The organism is Pseudomonas sp. FP2335 (assembly GCF_030687535.1).
Lineage (GTDB): Bacteria > Pseudomonadota > Gammaproteobacteria > Pseudomonadales > Pseudomonadaceae > Aquipseudomonas.
Window position 1 is genome coordinate 975,418 of record NZ_CP117437.1, and the last position, 20,664, is coordinate 996,081.

Sequence of the window (20,664 nt, forward strand, 5' to 3'; positions counted from 1 at the left end):
ATGACACGTCATGGGCTTTTTTTCTTGTAGCTTGCGGCTAAAAACTAACCGCTGCTCTTAAACGTAGAAGGATTTCAGTGGCGGGAAGCCATTGAACTCAACCGCGCTGTAGCTGGTGGTGTACGCACCGGTCGACAACCAGTACAAACGATCACCGATCGCCAGGTTCAGCGGCAGGCCGTACTTGTAGTTTTCGTACATGATGTCGGCGCTGTCGCAGGTAGGACCGGCGATGACCACTTCTTCCATCTCGCCTTTCTTCTCGGTCCAGATCGGGAACTTGATGGCTTCGTCCATGGTTTCGATCAGGCCGGAGAACTTGCCCACATCCGTGTACACCCAACGCTCGACGGCGGTACGGGATTTACGTGCAACCAGGACCACTTCGCTGACCAGGATGCCGGCGTTGGCGATCAGCGAACGGCCCGGCTCCAGGATGATTTCCGGCAGGTCGTCGCCGAAATCTTCCTTGAGGAAGCGGATGATTTCTTCGGCGTAGGTTTCCAGGCTGTTGGTGCGGGTGATGTAGTTGGCCGGGAAGCCGCCGCCCATGTTGATCAGCTTGAGGTGAATGCCGTCTTCTTCTTTCAGGCGCTCGAAGATCACTTTGACCTTGGCGATGGCAGCGTCCCACACGCTGATGTCGCGCTGTTGCGAGCCGACGTGGAACGAGATGCCGTAAGGCACCAGGCCCAGGTCACGGGCGAGGATCAGCAGGTCCATGGCCATGTCGGTCTGGCAGCCGAATTTGCGCGACAGAGGCCAGTCAGCCGTGGTCGAGCCTTCGGTGAGGATGCGCACATACACTTTCGAGCCCGGCGCGGCCTTGGCGATGTTGCGCAGGTCGGCTTCGGAGTCGGTGGAGAACAGGCGCACGCCCTTCTCGTAGAAGTAGCGGATGTCCTTGGATTTCTTGATGGTGTTGCCGTAGCTGATACGGTCGGCGCTGACGCCACGGTCCATCACTTTGTCCAGCTCGTAGATCGAGGCGATGTCGAAGCTCGAACCCTTTTCTTTGAGCAGGTCAATGATCTCGACAGCCGGGTTGGCCTTGACCGCGTAATAGACTTTGGCGAATTCGAAACCGGCGCGCAGGTCGTCGTAGGCCTGGCTGATCATCGCGGTGTCGATCACCACGAACGGGGTTTCTTGCTTGTCGGCGAACGCCTTCATTTTGTCAAATGTGGCGCGCGCGAAATAATCTTCGACCTGGATCGACATGCTGGGAACTCCTACTGGCAAACTAAATTGATCAATGGGTGCAAATGAACGTCCTCCGTATCCCCACTTTGGTTCGCCTACTTCCCAAGGCATGTCGCCGAAAGCAAAAAGGCCATGGGATCTACCGCTTCCCTTGGCCTTGCTGTCTCGTCGTCAGTACTTGAGCCGGATGGATCGTTTCCAGCATGGACGTTCGGCGCGAACTTTAGGGCGTGAGGGGCTTGAGATCAACTAAAAATGTCGCGTTTTTGCACGCGTTCGTCGCGAGCACCCGTGCAGCTACTTATGTAACCGACAGGTGTGACGGAATGATGTTCCCCGGATGGGGCAAATTGAGGTGTTTCAGACCCAATAGAGATCCAATGTGGGAGCGGGCTTGCTCGCGAAAGCGGAGTGGAGTGTCAGTCGATAGATGTTTGACTGATACACCGCTTTCGCGAGCAAGCCCGCTCCCACAGTTTTGACCGAGTGGTGTCAGGTCAAGCCAGTGCGGTTTCGGCAGGCGAAACGATACTGGTCTTGCCACCCCGGGACTTACCGGAACTCAGGTACTCGGCAATCGATTCCTGGGTCACTTCCCCAAGGAACACCCGCTCCGCATCCATCACCGGCAACCACGAGCGATTGAACTCGTACATGCGCGACAACAGGATGCGCAAATGTTCGTCATACGCCGCCGTGGCGTTGAACTCGCGCAGGTATTGGCCGCAAGTACCGCTCTGGCGGTGCAGGTCGCGACGTCGTACATACCCCAGTGCCTTGTTCTCGGCACAGGTCACCACCACGTAGCGGCGGTCGTGTTCGTCCATCAGTTCCAACGCGTCGGCCACTGGGGTTTCCGGGCTCACCGACGGGGCGTTGTCCGCCGCGTCCTCGGCTTTGACCAGCAGCAGGCGCTTGAGGGTGCTGTCCTGGCCTACGAAGTTGCTGACAAATTCGTCGGCCGGGTGGGCGAGCAGGGTGTCCGGGTGGTCGATCTGCAACAGCTTGCCGGCGCGGAAGATGGCGATCTTGTCGCCCAGCTTGATGGCTTCGTCGATGTCGTGGCTGACCATGATCACGGTCTTGTTCAGCGCACGCTGCATCTCGAAGAACTCGTTCTGGATCATCTCGCGGTTGATCGGGTCGACTGCCCCGAACGGCTCATCCATCAACAGCAACGGCGCATCGGCCGCCAGCGCACGGATCACGCCGATCCGCTGTTGCTGGCCGCCCGACAGTTCACGCGGGTAGCGGTGCAGGTACTGCTTGGGCTCCAGCTTGATCATGCTCATCAATTCGCGGGCGCGGTCGTGGCATTTCTGTTTGTCCCAGCCGAGCAGTTTCGGCACGACCACGATGTTTTCCTCGATGGTCATGTTGGGGAACAGGCCGATCTGCTGGATCACATAGCCGATGTTGCGACGCAGGGTCACTTCGTCGAGGTCGGTGGTGTCTTCGCCGTTGATCAGGATCTTGCCCGAGGTCGGCTTGATCAGGCGGTTGATCATTTTCAGCGTGGTGCTCTTGCCGCAACCCGAGGGGCCGAGGAATACGCAAATTTCGCCTTCGTTGACGGTCAGGCTTACATCGTTCACGGCGGTGACAGTCTTGCCGTTGCTTTGGAAGGTCTTGGACAGGTTTTGAAGTTCGATCATTTGAGCAATCCTTTTGGAGTCAGCGAGCGTTGCAGCCATTGCAGAAGCAGGTCGGCGAAGATGGCCAGGAGACTGACCAGCACGGCGCCGACGATCAGCATCGACATGTCGCTGCGGCTGATGGAAGCCAGAATAAGTACACCCAGGCCACCGGCGCCGATGGTGGCGGCGATGGTCATGACACCGATGTTCATCACCACGGCGGTGCGCACACCGGCGAGGATCACCGGCACGGCAATGGGCAACTCGACCATGCGCAGGCGCTGGCCGAAGGTCATGCCGATGCCTTTGGCGGCCTCGCGAATGCCCGGTTCCACGCCCGTCAGGGCCAGGTATGTGTTACGCATGATCGGCAGCAGGGAATAGAGGAACACGGCGGTGATCGCCGGCATTGGCCCCAGGCCCTGGCCGAATTTGGAGTAGAACGGCAGCAGCAGGCCGAACAGGGCGATGGACGGCACGGTCAGCAACACCGTGGCGCTGGCTTGCAAGGGGCCTGCGAGGCTCGGAAAGCGCGTCATCAGGATGCCCAGGGGCACACCGATCAGGATCGCGAGGATCACGGCAATGCCGACCAGGGTGATGTGCTGCCAGGTCAGATGCAGGACTTGGGCCCAATCAAGATGGGAAAAGGCGTTCAGGAATTCCATGTCTTCTCCTCTTTAGTTGAGCGGATGCTGGCGCAGGAAATCGGCGGCAACAGTGGACGGGCTTTCGTGGTCGACATCGACCCGCGCATTCAACTGGCGCATGGTTTCATCGTCGAACAGTGCAGCGAGCGGTTTGAGGTCGGCGGCCAGTTGCGGGTGGGCGTCGAGATAAACCTGACGTACCACGGGCGCTGCGGTGTAGTCCGGGAAGTAGTGCTTGTCGTCCTCCAGCAGCTTCAATTTGAACGCGTTGAGGCGACCGTCGGTGGTGTAGACCAAACCGGCAAACACCTGGCCGTTACGCAGCGCGGTGTAGACCAGGCCGGCGTCCATTTGCCGGGTGTTCTTGCGGGTCAGGTTCATGTCGTACAGCTTGACCATGCCGGCCAGGCCGTCGGAGCGGTTGGCGAACTCAGTGTCCAGGGCCACCAGGCGATGGGCCTTTGCATCGTCCGCCACGGCTTGGGTCAGGTCGCTGATGCTGTTGATCTCGGGATGCTCGGCGGCCACTTTTTCCGGCAGTGCCAGGGCGTAGGTGTTGCTGAAGCGCGATGGGGAGAGCCAGACCAGGCCTTTTTTCGCGTCGAGTTCTTTCACTCGGGCGTAGGACTGTTCGCTGTCGAGCTTCTCGTCCACGTGGTTGTAGGCCACCAGCGACACGCCGGTGTATTCCCAGATCAGGTCCAGTTGCCCGCTTTCCTGGGCACTGCGCGCCAGGTTGCTGCCCAGGCCGCCGGTCACGCGGGTGTCGTAACCCTTGGTGCGCAGGTACTGGGAGGTGATTTCGGCAAGCAGGGTCTGTTCGGTGAACACCCGGGCGCCGATGCGGATGACCGGTTTTTCAGCGGCTTGCGCAATGCCGGCGAGCAGCAGGACGCAGCCTAATATCAAGCTAAGTTTTTTCATGTCGATTCCTTTGCCAAGCCTTAAGACGGACGCAACCCGCGTTCCAGCCAGAGGCGGCTGGCCATGGTCACCAGACCGTCAAGCAGCAATGCCAGCAACGCGGTGCACGCGGCGCCAAGCAGCAATTGCGGCTGATTGTTCAGGGCGATGCCAGGGAAGATCAGGCTGCCCAGGCTGTTGGCGCCAATCAGGAACGCCAGCGGTGCGGTACCGACGTTGATCGCCAGGGCCACGCGCACGCCGCCGATGATGATGGGCACGGCGTTGGGCAATTCCACGCGAAACAGCACCTGGCGCGGGGTCATGCCGATGCCGGTGGCAGCTTCTTTCAGGGAACCCTGGACGTTTTTCAGGCCTTCGTAGGTGTTGCGCACGATGGGCAGCAGGGAGGCGAGGAACAGCGCGAAGATCGCCGGGCCGCTGCCGATACCGAGGACGCCGAGGGCGATGGCCAGGACGGCCAGGGGCGGGACGGTGTTGCCGATGTTGAAGATCTGCATGAAGCGTTCTGCGCGCCCGACCATGTTCGGTCGGCTGAGCAGGATACCGGCGGGGATGCCCACAACGAGGGCGGCCAGCATGGAGACTAGAACGAGGATCAGGTGTGCTTGCAGGTAAAACAACAAATCGTCGCGGTACAGTTCGATCGTGTTGATGCCGATCCAGTGGACCAGCAGGGCCAGGAGCGCGACGACAACCGCACCTCCTATCAGCCCTTTGCCATAGCGAATAGCCACAGGCGGACTCCTTTTTTTCTTCTGTCGGCGAGCACATTCCTTCGTGGCATGCCATTCCTGGCTGTCGGCGAATGTGGTCGCGAAAAGCAGCTCGTCTATACCGGCAACGCGGTATCAATCCGAGCCATGAGCGCAGCCTCGTCAGGCTAACTTGCTGATTTATCAGCCCCTGTTCCGAGTGCGGTAGCAGGGGAGTGGACGTCTCGACCTTTTAAAAGGTTCCATACTTGGCAGCATTTAGCCACCCCCAATCGGGTGAACGGTGGTCCGGTGGCTGGGGTTTGCGCTATACTCGCCGCCCTTTTTTGACTCACCTGCCAGGCGATTTCCCATGACCCACCAGGCCGCCGAAGTCGCGAAACGCCGCACTTTCGCCATTATTTCCCACCCCGATGCCGGTAAAACCACCATCACCGAGAAGCTCTTGCTGATGGGCAAGGCAATCGCGGTGGCCGGCACGGTGAAATCCCGCAAATCCGACCGCCATGCCACCTCCGACTGGATGGAAATGGAAAAACAACGGGGTATTTCCATTACCACGTCGGTCATGCAGTTCCCGTATCGCGAGCACATGGTCAACCTGCTCGACACCCCGGGCCACGAAGACTTCTCCGAAGACACCTACCGCACCCTGACCGCCGTGGACTCGGCGCTGATGGTCCTCGATGGCGGTAAAGGCGTCGAGCCGCGCACCATCGCGCTGATGGACGTGTGCCGTCTGCGTGACACGCCGATCGTGAGCTTCATCAACAAACTCGACCGCGACATCCGCGACCCGATCGAGCTGTTGGATGAAATCGAAGCCGTCCTGAAGATCAAGGCCGCACCGATCACCTGGCCGATCGGTTGCTACCGCGACTTCAAGGGCGTGTACCACCTGGCCGATGACTACATCATTGTCTACACCGCCGGCCACGGTCACGAGCGCACCGAAACCAAGATCATCGAGAAACTCGACTCGGACGAAGCTCGCGCCCATCTGGGTGACGAGTACGACCGTTTTGTCGACCAACTGGAACTTGTGCAGGGCGCTTGCCACGAGTTCAACCAGCAGGAATTCCTCGACGGCCAGCTGACCCCTGTGTTCTTCGGTACGGCCCTGGGCAACTTCGGTGTTGACCACGTACTCGACGCGGTCGTCGACTGGGCGCCGAAGCCGTTGGCCCGTGTGGCCAACGAGCGCACCGTGGAGCCTGTGGAAGAGAAATTCACCGGCTTTGTGTTCAAGATCCAGGCGAACATGGACCCCAAGCACCGCGACCGCATCGCCTTTATGCGCATCTGCTCCGGCAAATACGAAAAAGGCATGAAAATGCGCCACGTGCGGACCGGCAAGGACGTGCGCATCGGCGACGCCCTGACGTTCTTCTCCTCCGAGCGTGAACAGCTCGAAGAAGCCTACGCCGGCGACATCATCGGCCTGCACAACCACGGCACCATCCAGATCGGCGACACCTTCACCGAAGGCGAAGCGCTGGGCTTCACCGGAATCCCGCACTTCGCCCCGGAACTGTTCCGTCGCGTACGCCTGCGCGACCCGCTCAAATCCAAGCAGCTGCGCCAGGGCCTGCAGCAGCTCGCGGAAGAGGGCGCCACCCAGGTGTTCTTCCCGGAGCGCAGCAACGACATTATCCTCGGCGCCGTCGGTGTGCTGCAGTTCGATGTAGTGGCCAGCCGCTTGAAAGAGGAATACAAGGTTGAGTGCTCGTATGAGCCGATCACCGTGTACTCCGCGCGCTGGATCGATTGCAGCGATAAGAAGAAGTTGGAAGAGTTCTCCAACAAGGCCGTGGAAAACCTCGCGGTGGACGGCGGTGGGCACCTGACCTACCTGGCCCCGACCCGGGTGAACCTGGCGCTGATGGAAGAGCGCTGGCCGGATGTGAAATTCCGCGCGACCCGCGAGCACCACTAAGGGCTGAGCGGTAAAGAAAGGGTGAAGCTGTGATGGCTTCACCCTTTTTCATGCCCACACAAAACCAACGGTGGGAATGGGCTTGTGTGGGAGCGGGCTTGCTCGCGAATGCGGTGGATCAGCCAGCATAGCTGTGAATGACACACTGCATTCGCGAGCAAGCCCGCTCCCACATTTTGGTCTTCATCAGGCTTGGGATTGGCGAGAACCGTACATCGGGTCTAGTTTTTACCCAACGACTGAGAAGGAGACCGCTGTGTCGAGTGTCAAACATGCCATCCGTCTGGTCCTGCTAACAGGCCTGTTGCTCCCCACCGCACACGCCCAGGCCGATGCCGGAACGCCCCAGTGGAAAGACACCGGCCCCGTCACCAAGCGCAAGCAACAAGAGGTCAACTCCGGCAGCTGGCAGCCCCAGGCCCAGCCCGCGCCCAAGGAAGACGCCGAAAACCCCTATAACGAAGGGGAAGACAGCGAAACCTACGATGACGGCGATACCTGACAGGCGATTGGCGTAAACCTCGGATCGCAACTAGCTTGAATCACAGCGCCAGTTGAACGCTGGCGCACGTGACTCACTGACTGGACGGAAATCGACCATGACTACCTTTCAACGTTTAGTGCTGCTGCTGAAAGTGCTGGTGCTGTTAACGCTGGGTACCACCACCGCATGGGCCAATACCGCGGTGCAAAGCCAGGCGCCCGGGTTTGTGGCGGCGAAGCACTTGCAGCTGGCCCAGAGCGAATCGGAAGCCGGTGACAAAGGCCAAGGCGGCTCCGAGGATGACGACGACCAACAAGCCCCACCGGATGACGATGACAGCGAAGGCGACAGCGATACCTGAGTCGAGACGAAAAAAAGCCCCACCTGCCGGACTGATGCGCAATCCGACGGGTGGGGCGGTAGAACTCCTGTCATGCCCTGGGCTTAATCAGCCCAGGGCATTTTTGTTGCGATCTCACGCCACGAATTGCTCCGCGTAGTGGCAGGCCACCTGGCGGTTGTCCAAGGCCCGCAGTTGCGGCTCCTCGCTGCTGCAGCGTGCGGTCGCGTACGGGCAACGCTTGTGGAACGCGCAGCCCGGCGGCGGGTTCAGCGGGTTGGGCAGTTCGCCGACGATCTTGATCTTCGGCTTGTTCGGGTCCGGGTGGATGGTCGGGGTGGCCGACAGCAGCGCCTGGGTGTAGGGGTGCAAGGGGCGCGCGTAGATGTCTTCCTTGGGGCCGACTTCCACCGGGCGGCCGAGGTACATCACCATCACGTCATCGGCAACGTGCTGCACCACCGCGAGGTTGTGGGAAATGAACACGTAGGCGGTGTTGAATTCCTGCTGCAGATCCATGAACAGGTTGAGCACCTGGGCCTGGATCGATACGTCCAGCGCCGAGGTCGGTTCATCCGCCACCAGCACTTTCGGTTGCAGCATCATGGCGCGGGCCAGGGCGATGCGCTGGCGCTGGCCGCCAGAGAACATGTGCGGGTAGCGCTGATAGTGCTCAGGGCGCAGGCCCACTTGCTTCATCATCGCCTGCACTTTCTCGCGGCGTTCGGCGGCGGACAGGTTGGTGTTGATCAGCAGCGGCTCGCCCAGTTGATCGCCGACTTTCTGCCGTGGGTTCAACGACGCGTACGGGCTCTGGAACACCATCTGCACGTCTTTGCGCAATTGCTTGCGCTGGGCCTTGTCGGCGCCGGCGACTTCCTGGCCGGCGATTTTCAGCGAGCCTGAAGACGGTTCCTCAATCAGTGTGAGTGCACGGGCCAGGGTGGATTTGCCGCAACCCGACTCGCCCACCACGGCGAGGGTCTTGCCGGCTTCCAGCTCGAAGGACACGCCATTGAGTGCGCGCACCAACGCGTGGCCCTTGAACAGGCCACGGGACACTTCGTAGTGACGGGTAAGGTCGCGGGCGGTAAGAACGACGGCCATTACGCCACCTCCTGGTTCAAGGGGTAGAAGCAGCGCGCAAGGCTGTTGGTTTTCGGGTCCAGCCCAGGTCGCTGGGCGCGGCAGGCGTCCTGCACATACGGGCAGCGCGGCGACAGCAGGCAGCCCTGCGGACGGTCATAACGACCGGGCACGATACCCGGCAGCGTGGCCAGGCGCGTGGCACCTAGGCTGTGCTCGGGGATCGCCTTGAGCAGCGCTTCGCTGTACGGGTGCGCCGGGATGTCGAACAACTGCGGCACCTGGCCGACCTCTACAGCCTGGCCGGCGTACATCACGCACACGCGCTGGGCGGTTTCAGCCACCACCGCGAGGTCGTGGGTGATCAGCACCAGGCCCATGTTCTGCTCTTTCTGCAGGGCCAGCAGCAGCTCCATGATCTGTGCCTGGATCGTTACGTCCAGCGCAGTGGTCGGTTCGTCCGCGATCAGCAGTTTCGGCTCGCCGGCAATTGCCATGGCGATGGCCACGCGCTGGCTCATACCGCCGGACAGCTGGTGCGGGTAGGCATCCATACGGCTGGCAGCGCCCGGGATTTCAACCTTTTCCAACAGCTCGATGGCACGCTTGCGTGCTTGTTTGCCGGACATTTTCAGGTGCAGGCGCAGCACTTCTTCGATCTGGAAACCCACGGTGTAGCTGGGGTTCAGCGCGGTCATCGGGTCCTGGAACACCATCGCCAGGTCTTTGCCGACGATCTGGCGGCGTTGGCGGTTGCTCAGCTTGAGCATGTCCTTGCCGTCGAAGTTCAGGGCGTCGGCGGTGACGATGCCGGGGTGCTCGATCAGGCCCATCAGCGCCATCATGGTCACGGATTTACCCGAACCCGACTCGCCAACGATGGCCAGTACCTCGCCTTTGTCGACGGAAATGTCGAGGCCATCGACCACCGGCACGGCGGTCTTGTCGCCGAAGCGCACATTGAGATTCTTGATTTCTAACAGTGACATGGGAATCTCCTCAGGCGGCGTTCTTGAGTTTCGGGTCCAGCGCATCGCGCAGGCCGTCGCCCATCAAGTTGATTGCCAGCACGCTGAGCAAAATGGTCAGGCCCGGCAGGCTTACCACCCACCAAGCGCGTTCGATGTAGTCACGGGCCGAAGCCAGCATGGTGCCCCACTCCGGGGTTGGCGGTTGTACGCCAAGGCCAAGGAAGCCCAGCGCCGCAGCGTCGAGGATCGCCGACGAGAAGCTCAAGGTGGCCTGCACGATCAGCGGCGCCATGCAGTTGGGCAGCACGGTGATGAACATCAGGCGTGGCAGGCCGGCGCCAGCGAGGCGCGCAGCGGTCACGTAGTCACGGTTGAGTTCGCCCATCACCGCGGCGCGGGTCAGACGCACATAGGACGGCAGCGAGACGATGGCGATGGCAATCACGGTATTGATCAGGCCTGGGCCGAGGATCGCGACGATGGCCACGGCCAGCAGCAGCGACGGCAGGGCCAGCATGATGTCCATCAAGCGCATGATGGTCGGGCCGAGCAAGCGCGGGAAGAACCCGGCGAACAGGCCCAGCAGGATGCCCGGGATCAGCGACATCACCACCGACGACAGACCGATCAGCAATGACAGGCGCGAGCCCTGGATCAGGCGCGAGAGCAGGTCACGGCCGAGTTCGTCGGTGCCGAGCAGGAACTGGATCTGCCCGCCTTCCAGCCACGCCGGCGGGGTCAGCAGGAAGTCGCGGTATTGCTCGCTGGGGTTATGCGGCGCGACCCAGGGGGCAAAGATCGCGCAGAACACGATCAGCAACATGAACGCCAGGCCGGCAACCGCGCCTTTGTTCTTGGAAAAGGCTTGCCAGAATTCTTTGTACGGGGACGGATACAGCAGGCTTTGATCGACTGCTGACACGGGAGTAGGTGTGGTCATGGTCTTGATCTCAGCGCTGGTGACGGATGCGTGGGTTGGCGAAGCCGTAGAGGATGTCCACCACGAAGTTCACCAGGATCACCAGGCAGGCGATCAGCAGGATGCCGTTTTGCACCACCGGGTAGTCCCGTGCGCCAATGGCTTCGATCAGCCATTTGCCGATGCCGGGCCACGAGAAGATGGTTTCGGTCAGGACCGCACCGGCCAACAGCGTGCCGACTTGCAGGCCGACCACGGTCAGCACCGGGATCAGCGCGTTGCGCAGGCCGTGGACGAATACCACGCGCGCCGGTGACAGGCCCTTGGCCTTGGCGGTGCGGATGTAGTCTTCACGCAGCACTTCGAGCATCGACGAACGGGTCATCCGCGCAATCACCGCCAGCGGGATGGTGCCAAGCACGATGGCTGGCAGGATCAGGTGGTGCAGCGCGTCCCAGAAAGCGTCCGGCTCGTCAGCCAGCAGGGTGTCGATCAGCATGAAGCCGGTGCGCGGCTCGATGTCGTAGAGCAGATCGATCCGCCCGGACACCGGGGTCCAGCCCAGGCTCACCGAGAAGAACATGATCAGGATCAGGCCCCACCAGAAGATCGGCATCGAATAGCCCGCGAGGGAGATGCCCATCACCCCGTGGTCGAACAGCGATCCTCGCTTCAAGGCCGCGATCACCCCGGCCAACAGGCCCAGGATACCGGCGAACAGCAGGGCGGCCATGGACAGTTCCAGGGTCGCCGGGAAGAGGGCGCTGAATTCAGTCCACACGCTGGTGCGGGTACGCAGGGATTCGCCGAGGTCGCCTTGGGCGAGCTTGCCAACGTAATCCAGGTATTGCGCATACAGCGGCTTGTTAAGGCCGAGGCGTTCCATTGCCTGTGCGTGCATCTCGGGGTCGACGCGCCGCTCGCCCATCATGACTTCGACGGGGTCGCCAGGGATCATGCGAATCAACGCAAACGTGAGCAACGTTATGCCGAAAAACGTGGGGATCAATAACCCCAGTCGGCGGGCAATAAAACTAAACATCTTGTCGTGTACCTCAATCAGCCGGTTAGGCAGGTCCGGCACCGTCAGTGTCGACGGCGCCGAGCGTTTTTCTTATTACTTCACCTGGGTGGTGGCGAAGTTATTGGTCCCCAGAGGGCTTTGGGTGAAGCCTTCTACGTTCTTGCGCATGGCGGTGAACAGTTTCGGGTAAGCCATGGGAAGCCATGGTTGGTCCTTCTCGAAAACGTCCTGCGCTTGTTCATAGAGTGCAGCGCGCTGGCTGGGTTCAGCGGTGGCGCGGGCCTTGTCGATCAAGTCTTGAAATTCTTTGTTACACCAGCGTGCGTAGTTTTCGCCGTTTTTCGCAGCGTCGCAACTCAGGTTGGGTGTCAGGAAGTTGTCCGGGTCGCCGTTATCACCGACCCAGCCAGCCGAAACCATGTCGTGCTCGCCGTTTTTAGCACGCTTGAGCATTTCGCCCCATTCCATAACTTTGATATTCACTTTCAGGCCGATCTGCGCGAGATCTGCCTGCATGCGCTGGGCGCCGAGCATCGGGTTAGGGTTGGTCGGGCCACCGCCGTTTCGGGTGAACAGGGTGAATTCGGTGCCTTCCGGTACGCCGGCTTCCTTGAGCAGGGCGCGGGCCTTGTCCAGATCGCGGGGCGGGTTCTTCAGTTTTTCGCTGAAACCCAGCAAGGTCGGCGGATAGGGGCCGGTGCCTACCACCGCATTGCCTTTGCCGAACAGGGCTTCGGTATAGCCGGCCTTGTCGAACGCGATGTTGATCGCGTGACGCACTCGCGCATCGCTCATGTATTTGTGGGTGGTGTTCAACGCGGTGTAACTGGTGGTCATCGCCGCCAGTTCATCGACTTTCAGGTTCGGGTCTTTCTTGATGCTTGGAATGTCATCCGGCTTGGGAAACAACGCGATCTGGCATTCGTTGGCCTTGAGTTTCTGCAGGCGCACGTTGTTGTCGGTGGTGACTGCCAGGATCAGCGGGTCTACCGCCGGTTTGCCGCGGAAGTAGTCGGGATTGGCCTTGAATCGAGCCTGGGCATCTTTCTGATAACGGTTGAAGACGAAGGGGCCTGTGCCGATGGGCTTGGCGTTGAGGTCTTCAGTCTTGCCGGACTTGAGCAACTGGTCGGCGTATTCCTTCGAGTGGATCGAAGAGAATGCCATGCCCAGGTCGGCCAAAAACGGTGCTTCAGGACGGGTCAGGGTGAAGACAACCGTGTGATCGTCGAGCTTCTCGACACTCTTGAGCAGTTCCTTGAAGCCCATGCTTTCGAAATACGGGTAGCCCACGAGGGACTTTTTATGCCACGGATGATTCGGGTCCAGCTGGCGCTGGAAGCTCCAAAGCACGTCGTCGGCGTTCATGTTGCGCGTGGGTTTGAAGTAGTCGGTGGTGTGGAACTTGATGTCGTCACGCAGATGAAAGGTGTAGGTCAGGCCATCGGCGCTGATCTCGGGCAGGGCCTTGGCCAGCGCGGGGATCACTTCGGTGGTGCCGGGCTTGAAGTCCACCAGGCGGTTGAACATGGTTTCGGCGGCGGCGTCAGCGGTCACGGCCGTGGTGTACAGGACCGGGTCGAAACCTTCCGGGCTGGCTTCGGTGCAGACCACCAGCGGTTTGGCCGAAATGCCGACGGCCACGCTCAACAACGCGGCAGCCATGGCGGCTTGGAGTGGGAGCATTTTCATTCAGAGCCCTCTGCAATCGGTGGGACCAGACAAGCGTAGACGGCAGGCTCGTCCTGAGCCTGCCGTCTACCTGGCGCTAATTAAAGAATGTTGAACGGGATGGTGGTGACCAGGCGGAACTCTTTGATGTTGCCGTCAGCTTGTTGGGCGCTGGCTCGGTGAGTCACGTAGGTGCCACGGATCGTAGTGGCCTTGAGCGGGCCGCTCTGAATTGCGTAGGAAGTACCAACGCCGTATTCCTGGTGTTTCTCGCCGTCCATCAGGCGCAGGTCGCTACGCGATGCGCCGGCTTCGCCGTAGGCGGTGCCGTTGTAGTGAGTACCGTCGATGCCCCAACCGCGAGCCGAGTACACGTTGAACTTCAGGCCTGGCACGCCGTATTCGGCCATGTTGATGGCATAGGCGATCTGGAAAGACTTCTCGTTCGGGCTGTTGAAGTCCGAAGTCAGGGAGTTTGCCAGGTAGATGCCGTTGGTTTCGTGCAGGTAGTCGAAGTACTCGTCACCGTTCACTTCCTGGTACGAGAAGGTCAGGCTGTGGGCCTGGTGGGTCAAGCCCAGGGACAACGAGTAAGTGTCGTTGTCGATGTTGCCCATCTTCTTGCTGCCGGTGTCGGTGGTCTTGTAGTAGTTCAGGCCGGTGGTCAGTGCCAGGGTTTGAGCATCACCCAGTTCGTGGGTTGCGCCGAAGTAGTACTGGTTCCAGAAGTCTTCGACGTTGGCGGCGAACACGCTGGTTTTCAGGCTCTTGAACGGCTGGTAGTTGAAGCCCAGGGTCTTGACCTTGTCGGTTTCCTGGCCATTGCCGTATTCGGAGCGGAATTTCGACAGGCTCTGCTCGGTACGCGGCGAAACGCGGTCGAAGATGCCGCCCTGGAACGACAGGTTACTGAACTCTTCGCTGTTGAAGCTCACACCTTCAAAGCTCGAAGGCAGCGCACGGTTGCCGATGGTGTCGACGATGCCGGTGCTGAAGTTCTGGCGACCGGCGGTCAAGGTGGTGTTGGAAACACGGAACTTGACGTTGGCCAGGCCCAGTTTGCTCCACTGACCTACAGCGTCGCCGCCGGAATCCGCCAGGGTACGGTTGGAACCGCCGGCGATATCTTTGCGGTCGCGGTCGAGGGCGATGAAGTTGTAGGCAGCGACTTCAGTGCTGACCCCGACAGTGCCTTGGGTGAAGCCCGAGGTGTAGTTGAGGATGGTGCCCTGGGCCCAGTTGATACGGCGCGAGATCGGCGTCTTCACGCCGTCTTTGCGATAGCTGAAGCGGTCGTTGCGAAACTTCATTTCGTTCGCATACCAGTTGCGAGTGGTACCGCCCAGGCTTTGACCGTCGATAAAGCCCTTGGCCTCGCTTTGCGCGCTGGTGCCGGCCAGTGTGGTCGGCACGAAATCCTGGCTGGCGGGTTCCGCGTAGGCGGTCGCCGTGATGCTGCTGATGGCCAGGGCCAGAAGCGCTTTGCTGCTCAGTTTCATGTGTGAAGCTCCTTTGGTTCTCTTTTTTATGCCGGCCTTATCAGGTGAACCGGCTATTGGGTGTAACTCGTTCAAGCTATTGCAAACGTTTGCCGTAGGAAATTTCCTGAAAATTGGCTGCACGTTTGCTGGAGAGCCAGTTTGGCTCTCCATCATCCGGTTATGTTTTTATGGGGTGATACTGACGCCCGAGAACACGTTGCGGCCGAAGGGGCTCACTTGGAAACCTTCGACTTTGGCGCTTAACGGCTGGTTGACCGTCGAGTGGGCGACCGGCGTGATCGGCACCTGCGCTTTAAGCAGTTGCTGCGCCTGTTTGTACAGAACAGTCCGTTGTTCGCGGTCGGTCACGACCTTGGCTTGCTTGATCAGCTTGTCGTACGCCGGGTCACACCACATGGAGTAGTTGTTCCCGCCGATGGCGTCGCAGCTGTACAGGGTGCCCAGCCAGTTGTCCGGGTCACCGTTGTCGCCGGTCCAGCCGATCAGGCTCACATCGTGCTCACCGTTCTTGGTGCGCTTGATGTATTCGCCCCACTCGTAGCTGACGATCTTCACTTTCAGGCCGATCTTGGCCCAATCGTTCTGCAGCATTTCCGCCATCAGCTTGGCGTTGGGGTTGTAGGGGCGTTGCACCGGCATCGCCCACAGGGTGATTTCGGTGCCTTCCTTCACGCCGGCAGCCTTGAGCAGTTCCTTGGCTTTTTCCGGGTTGTAGGCGGCGTCCTTGATGCTGTCGTCGTAGGACCATTGCGTCGGCGGCATGGCGTTGACCGCCAGTTGCCCCGCGCCCTGGTACACGGCGTTCAGGATGCTCTGCTTGTTCACCGCCATGTCCAGCGCCTGGCGGACTTCGAGCTGGTCGAACGGCTTGTGGCGCACGTTATAGGCGATGTAGCCGAGGTTGAAGCCGGGCTTGGTGAGCAATTGCAGGTTCGGGTCGGCCTTGAGGGCGTCGACGTCGGCCGGACGTGGGTGCAGGGTTACCTGGCATTCGCCGGCCTTGAGCTTTTGTACACGTACCGAGGCGTCAGTGTTGATGGCGAAAATCAGCTGGTCGAGCTTGACCTTGCTCGGGTCCCAGTACTGTTTGTTGGCCACATAGCGGATCTGCGAATCTTTCTGGTAACGCTGGAACACGAAGGGGCCGGTGCCGATCGGCTTCTGGTTGATGTCGCTGGGCTTGCCGGACTTGAGCAATTGTTCGGCATATTCGGCCGACAGGATCGCGGCGAAGCTCATGGCGATGTTCTGGATAAACGCGGCGTCGACCGTGTTCAACGTCATCACCACGGTGTGCGGGCCGGTTTTCTCGACCTTGGCGATGTTCTTGTTCAGGCTCATCCCGTTGAAGTACGGAAACTCGGTGGGGTAGGCCTTGCGGAACGGTTGGTCGGGGTCAAGCATGCGGTTGAAGGTGAACAGCACGTCGTCGGCGTTGAAGTCGCGCGTCGGCTTGAACTCCTTGTTACTGTGGAATTTCACCCCTTCACGCAGATGGAAGGTGTAGGTCAAACCGTCTTCGGAAATATCCCACTTGGTTGCCAGGCCCGGTACCACGTTGGTCGCGCCTTTTTCAAATTCGACCAGGCGGTTGTACAGCGGCTCGGCCGCGTCGTTGTCGGTGGCGGTGGTGTATTGCGCGGTGTCAAAGCCTGCGGGGCTGCCTTCAGAGCAGAACACCAGGCTCTTTTTCTCGGCGGCTTGGCCCATCGTGGCCACAGCCAGCAGGCTGGTGGCAAACAGTGCGGATAGAACGGTGGTATGGCGCATGACGATCCCGATCCTTGTTTGTAGTTGTCGTCAGCGTGCAATCACCCGGCCATTTACCGGCCGGGATGCATGGCTGACCCCACGCAGCAAGTGCCCATCAGATTGCAGCCTCTGCTGTCCTACGACGTTATGGGCCGTGGACTTCGCAGTAAATGCGCAAAATCTGACTGACTTTGTAGGTAACGTAGACAGGGATCGCAGTTTATTGCTGTAGGACGGCAACGAATGCGACTGTGGTCTGTTTCCTACTGTCATGGCGGATGCAATAACGGCGACGTTATGAAACGTCGCCGTTATTGATTTTTACTTGCCGCTTACGCTCACGCCGTAGAAGGAGTTCAAGCCAAACGGGCTGATCTTGAAGTCCTGCACGGTGTTGCGCATGGGTTGATACACCGTCGAGTGTGCGATAGGTGTCATCGGGACAGCATCTTTGAGGATGTGTTGCGCCTGCTTGTACAGCTCGGTGCGTTTGGCGACGTCGGACGTAGCCTTGGCTTCTTTTACGATGCCGTCGAATTTCTTGTCGCACCATTTGGAGAAGTTGTTGCCGGCCAGCGAATCGCAGCCGAACAGCACGTTCAGCCAGTTGTCCGGGTCACCATTGTCGCCGCTCCAGCCAATGATCATGGCCTGGTTCTCGCCGCCTTTGGAGCGCTTGATGTACTCGCCCCACTCGTAGCTGGTGATCTTGACCTTCAGGCCGATCTTGGACCAGTCATTTTGCAGCATTTCAGCCATCAGCTTGGCGTTCGGGTTGTACGGACGCTGAACCGGCATGGCCCACAGCACGATCTCGGTACCTTCCTTGACGCCGGCTTCCTTGAGCAGGGCCTTGGCTTTTTCAGGATCGTACTTGGCGTCCTTGACGGTGGTGTCATAGGACCACTGGGTCGGCGGCATGGCGTTGGTGGCCAGTTGGCCGGCGCCTTGGTATACGGAGTCGATGATCTGCTGCTTGTTTACCGACATGTCCATTGCCTGGCGTACGCGCAGGTCCGCCAGTGGGTTTGGCTGGTCGCTGCCCTTGACCTTGTCCATCACATTGTAGGCAACGTAGCCCAGGTTGAAGCCCGCCTGGTGCGGCAGTTTCAGGTCCTTGTCTTCGCCCAGCGCCTTGAGGTCGGCCGGACGTGGGAACAGGGTGACCTGGCATTCGTTTTTCTTCAGCTTCTGGATACGCACCGACGGGTCGGTGGTGATGGCGAAGATCAGGTTGTCGATCTTCACGTCGTCAGGTTTCCAGTAGTTCTTGTTGCCGGTGTAGCGAATGTTCGAGTCTTTCTGGTAGCTCTTGAACACGAACGGGCCAGTGCCGATCGGCTTCTGGTTGATGTCCTGGGCCTTGCCTTCTTTCAACAGTTGGGCGGCGTATTCGGCCGACTGGATCGAGGCGAAGCTCATGGCCAGGTTCTGGATGAAAGCCGCGTCCACGGTGCCAAGGGTGAACTTGACGGTGTGGTCATCGACTTTCTCGATGTTCTTGATGTTGGTGTCCATCCCCATGTCCGTGAAGTACGGGAACTCGGTGGGGTAGGCCTTACGGAAAGGATCGTCTTTGTTGATCATCCGATTAAAGGTGAACAGTACGTCGTCAGCCGAAAATTCACGAGTTGGCTTGAAGTACGGGGTGGTGTGGAACTTGACGCCTTCGCGCAGGTGGAAGGTGTAGGTCAGGCCATCCGGGGACACGTCCCAGCTGGTGGCCAGGCCAGGAACAACGGCGGTGCCGCCGCGCTCGAACTGGCTGAGGCGGTTGAACATGGTCTCTGCCGAAGCATCGAAGTCTGTTCCGGTGGTGTACTGGCCTGGGTCAAAACCGGCCGGGCTCCCTTCGGAGCAGAACACCAGGTTAGTCGCCGCTTGGGCGAAAGGGGCTGCGGCCATAAGGCCAGCGCTAACTAAAAGCGGAAGGACTGCGTGTTTAAGCATGTTGGCCTCATGATTTGTTGTCATTTTTGGTAGTGAGGGCGACCTCGTGAGTCGACCTGCGGATACTTATGCAGGGGCCATACCCATTGCAAGACGCAGAACCGATACGAGGTTAAAAGAGTGGTACGAACGTACAGGAATGTCGCAAATATGAAAGTTCGTACATGATTTCGTACATTTCGAGGGTTTTTTCGGTGCGCCAGGCGCACCAAAAAAGACCGAGCGAGGCGTCTGGCGCACCCGCTTGGGGCGTTGCTGTTACTTATCTAGACTGACGCCGTAGAACGGCGTGAGCCCAAACGGGCTGATCTTGAAGTCGCGCACTTCCTTGCGCAGGGGTTGGAAAACCGTCGAGTTCGCAATAGGTGTTATAGGTACTTGTTCTTTAAGTATTTTTTGCGCCTGTTGATACCACTTGATGCGCTGCTCGCGGTCACTGCTGACCTTGGCCTGCTGCACCAGCTTGTCGTAGGCCGGGTTACACCATTTGGCGTAGTTGCTGCCCTTCACTGCGGCACAACTGTAGAGCACGCCGAGCCAGTTATCCGGGTCGCCGTTGTCGCCGGTCCAGCCATAAATCATCGCGTCGTGTTCGCCGTTTTTGGCGCGCTTGATGTATTCGCCCCACTCATAGCTGACGATGTTGGCCTTGATGCCGACCTTGTCCCAATCCTGTTGGATCATTTGTGCCGACATACGCGCATTCGGGTTGGACGCGCGTTGGACCGTCATGGCCCACAGGTTGATGGTGGTGCCTGGCGCAATGCCTGCTTCTTTTAGTAGCGCCTTGGCTTTGGTGGGATCGTAGGGCGCGTCCTTGATATTCGGGTCATAAGACCACTGCGCCGGTGGCAGGGCGTTCTGCGCCAATTGCCCGGCGCTCTGGTATACGGCTTTGATGATCGCCGGCTTGTCGATGGCCATGTCCAGGGCCTGGCGCACCTTGAGCTGGTCCAGCGGCGGATGGGTCACGTTGTAGGCCAGAAAGCCCAGGTTGAAACCCGCCTGTTGCAGCACGCGCAGGTTGGGGTCCTGCTTCATCACTTCGATGTCGGACGGGCGTGGGTAGCCGCCGACCTGGCATTCGCCGGCCTTGAGCTTTTGCAGGCGCGAGGCGGCATCGGGGGTGATGGCGAACACCAGGTTGTCGAGTTTCACGTCCTCGGGTTTCCAATACTGTTTATTGGCCACGTAGCGAATCTGCGAGTCTTTCTGGTAGCGCTTGAACACGAACGGCCCGGTGCCGACGGGTTTCTGGTTGATGTCGGAGGCTGCGCCGTCTTTCAACAGTTGCGCGGCATATTCGGCGGACTGCACCGAGGCGAAACTCATGGCCAGGTTCTGCACGAACGCGGCATCGACGTTGTTCAGGTTGAAGCGCACGCTGTGCTCGTCGAGTTTTTCGACGCTCTTGATCGTGGTGTTCAAGCCCATGTCGGTGAAATACGGCGACTCGGATGGGTAGGCCTTGCGAAACGGGCTGTCGGCATCCAGCAGGCGGTTGAAGGTGAACAGCACATCATCGGCGTTGAAATCGCGGGTCGGGGTGAAGAAATCCGTGGTGTGGAACTTGACGCCATCCCGCAGGTGGAAGGTATACGTCAGGCCGTCATTGGACACGTCCCAGCTTGTGGCCAGGCCGGGTTCCACTTCGGTGCCGCCGCGCTTGAACTGGGTCAGGCGGTTGAACACGGTTTCGGCCGATGCATCGAAATCGGTGCCGCTGGTGTACTGGCTAGGGTCGAAACCGGCGGGGCTGGCTTCGGAGCAGTAGACCAGGGTGCTGGCCGCCTGGGCCATTGGCATGAAGGCCAGCAGGCCCGCGACGAGGAAGAGCGGTTTGAAGGTGATTCTTTCCATGGAGACCCCTGAGATGGCAGGCATAGATTCGCTGCCCAA

General features: G+C 59.8%; 17 protein-coding genes. 3 read left to right on the forward strand and 14 right to left on the reverse strand.

Annotation, left to right across the window (positions count from 1 at the left end; translation table 11 throughout):
* Positions 1-57: 57 nt before the first annotated feature.
* From PSH81_RS04170 to PSH81_RS04190, 5 genes are all read right to left on the reverse strand, one after another.
* Complete coding sequence (locus PSH81_RS04170; RefSeq protein WP_016986476.1) at positions 58-1,221, reverse strand: type III PLP-dependent enzyme; 1,164 nt, start codon at positions 1,219-1,221, stop codon at positions 58-60.
* Positions 1,222-1,700: 479 nt separating this feature from the next.
* Positions 1,701-2,858 (reverse strand): betaine/proline/choline family ABC transporter ATP-binding protein, encoded by a 1,158-nt coding sequence (locus PSH81_RS04175; RefSeq protein ID WP_192297721.1) that lies wholly within the window; start codon positions 2,856-2,858, stop codon positions 1,701-1,703.
* Entirely contained in the window at positions 2,855-3,508 is a 654-nt protein-coding gene (locus tag PSH81_RS04180; protein WP_226456494.1) for an ABC transporter permease, read from the reverse strand. Before PSH81_RS04180 ends, PSH81_RS04175 begins: the two co-directional genes overlap by 4 nt.
* A 12-nt stretch (positions 3,509-3,520) precedes the next feature.
* Positions 3,521-4,414 carry a glycine betaine ABC transporter substrate-binding protein gene (locus PSH81_RS04185; protein WP_226456493.1) on the reverse strand — a complete coding sequence of 298 codons (894 nt, stop codon included), beginning with the start codon at positions 4,412-4,414 and terminating at the stop codon, positions 3,521-3,523.
* Between the two features lie 20 nt (positions 4,415-4,434).
* Positions 4,435-5,151, reverse strand: a complete 717-nt coding sequence (locus PSH81_RS04190; RefSeq protein WP_025856261.1) for an ABC transporter permease — start codon at positions 5,149-5,151, stop codon at positions 4,435-4,437.
* 331 nt (positions 5,152-5,482) lie between these two features.
* Here PSH81_RS04190 and PSH81_RS04195 point away from each other — a divergent pair, with 331 nt between their 5' ends.
* The 3 genes from PSH81_RS04195 (at position 5,483) to PSH81_RS04205 (ending at position 7,911) form a co-directional block, all read left to right on the forward strand.
* Positions 5,483-7,066: a peptide chain release factor 3 gene (locus tag PSH81_RS04195; protein ID WP_192297717.1), complete on the forward strand. Its 1,584-nt coding sequence runs from the start codon at positions 5,483-5,485 to the stop codon at positions 7,064-7,066.
* 256 nt (positions 7,067-7,322) lie between these two features.
* Positions 7,323-7,568 carry a hypothetical protein gene (locus PSH81_RS04200; RefSeq protein ID WP_226456491.1) on the forward strand — a complete coding sequence of 82 codons (246 nt, stop codon included), beginning with the start codon at positions 7,323-7,325 and terminating at the stop codon, positions 7,566-7,568.
* 97 nt (positions 7,569-7,665) lie between these two features.
* Positions 7,666-7,911, forward strand: a complete 246-nt coding sequence (locus PSH81_RS04205) for a hypothetical protein (protein ID WP_192297715.1) — start codon at positions 7,666-7,668, stop codon at positions 7,909-7,911.
* Positions 7,912-8,025: 114 nt separating this feature from the next.
* On the opposite strand, the gene PSH81_RS04210 is transcribed toward PSH81_RS04205, so the two are convergent.
* The 9 genes from PSH81_RS04210 to PSH81_RS04250 form a co-directional block, all read right to left on the reverse strand.
* Positions 8,026-8,997, reverse strand: coding sequence for a peptide ABC transporter ATP-binding protein (locus PSH81_RS04210; RefSeq protein WP_017138288.1), 972 nt, complete (start codon positions 8,995-8,997; stop codon positions 8,026-8,028).
* Positions 8,997-9,965 carry an ABC transporter ATP-binding protein gene (locus PSH81_RS04215; protein ID WP_192297714.1) on the reverse strand — a complete coding sequence of 323 codons (969 nt, stop codon included), beginning with the start codon at positions 9,963-9,965 and terminating at the stop codon, positions 8,997-8,999. Before PSH81_RS04215 ends, PSH81_RS04210 begins: the two co-directional genes overlap by 1 nt.
* A gap of 10 nt (positions 9,966-9,975) precedes the next feature.
* The gene (locus PSH81_RS04220; RefSeq protein WP_105520930.1) at positions 9,976-10,887 is read right to left on the reverse strand and encodes an ABC transporter permease subunit; all 912 of its coding nucleotides are present in this window, start codon (positions 10,885-10,887) and stop codon (positions 9,976-9,978) included.
* Positions 10,888-10,897: 10 nt separating this feature from the next.
* On the reverse strand, positions 10,898-11,908 hold the full coding sequence (locus tag PSH81_RS04225; protein WP_032860135.1) for an ABC transporter permease subunit: 1,011 nt from the start codon (positions 11,906-11,908) through the stop codon (positions 10,898-10,900).
* 75 nt (positions 11,909-11,983) lie between these two features.
* Entirely contained in the window at positions 11,984-13,582 is a 1,599-nt protein-coding gene (locus tag PSH81_RS04230; protein WP_305392066.1) for an ABC transporter substrate-binding protein, read from the reverse strand.
* Between the two features lie 80 nt (positions 13,583-13,662).
* Positions 13,663-15,060, reverse strand: coding sequence for an OprD family outer membrane porin (locus PSH81_RS04235; RefSeq protein WP_092240692.1), 1,398 nt, complete (start codon positions 15,058-15,060; stop codon positions 13,663-13,665).
* A 168-nt stretch (positions 15,061-15,228) separates the two neighbouring features.
* Positions 15,229-16,773 carry an ABC transporter substrate-binding protein gene (locus PSH81_RS04240; protein WP_370694907.1) on the reverse strand — a complete coding sequence of 515 codons (1,545 nt, stop codon included), beginning with the start codon at positions 16,771-16,773 and terminating at the stop codon, positions 15,229-15,231.
* Between the two features lie 363 nt (positions 16,774-17,136).
* Positions 17,137-18,765 (reverse strand): ABC transporter substrate-binding protein, encoded by a 1,629-nt coding sequence (locus PSH81_RS04245; protein ID WP_305392067.1) that lies wholly within the window; start codon positions 18,763-18,765, stop codon positions 17,137-17,139.
* Between the two features lie 258 nt (positions 18,766-19,023).
* On the reverse strand, positions 19,024-20,625 hold the full coding sequence (locus PSH81_RS04250; RefSeq protein ID WP_305392068.1) for an ABC transporter substrate-binding protein: 1,602 nt from the start codon (positions 20,623-20,625) through the stop codon (positions 19,024-19,026).
* Positions 20,626-20,664 lie beyond the last annotated feature (39 nt).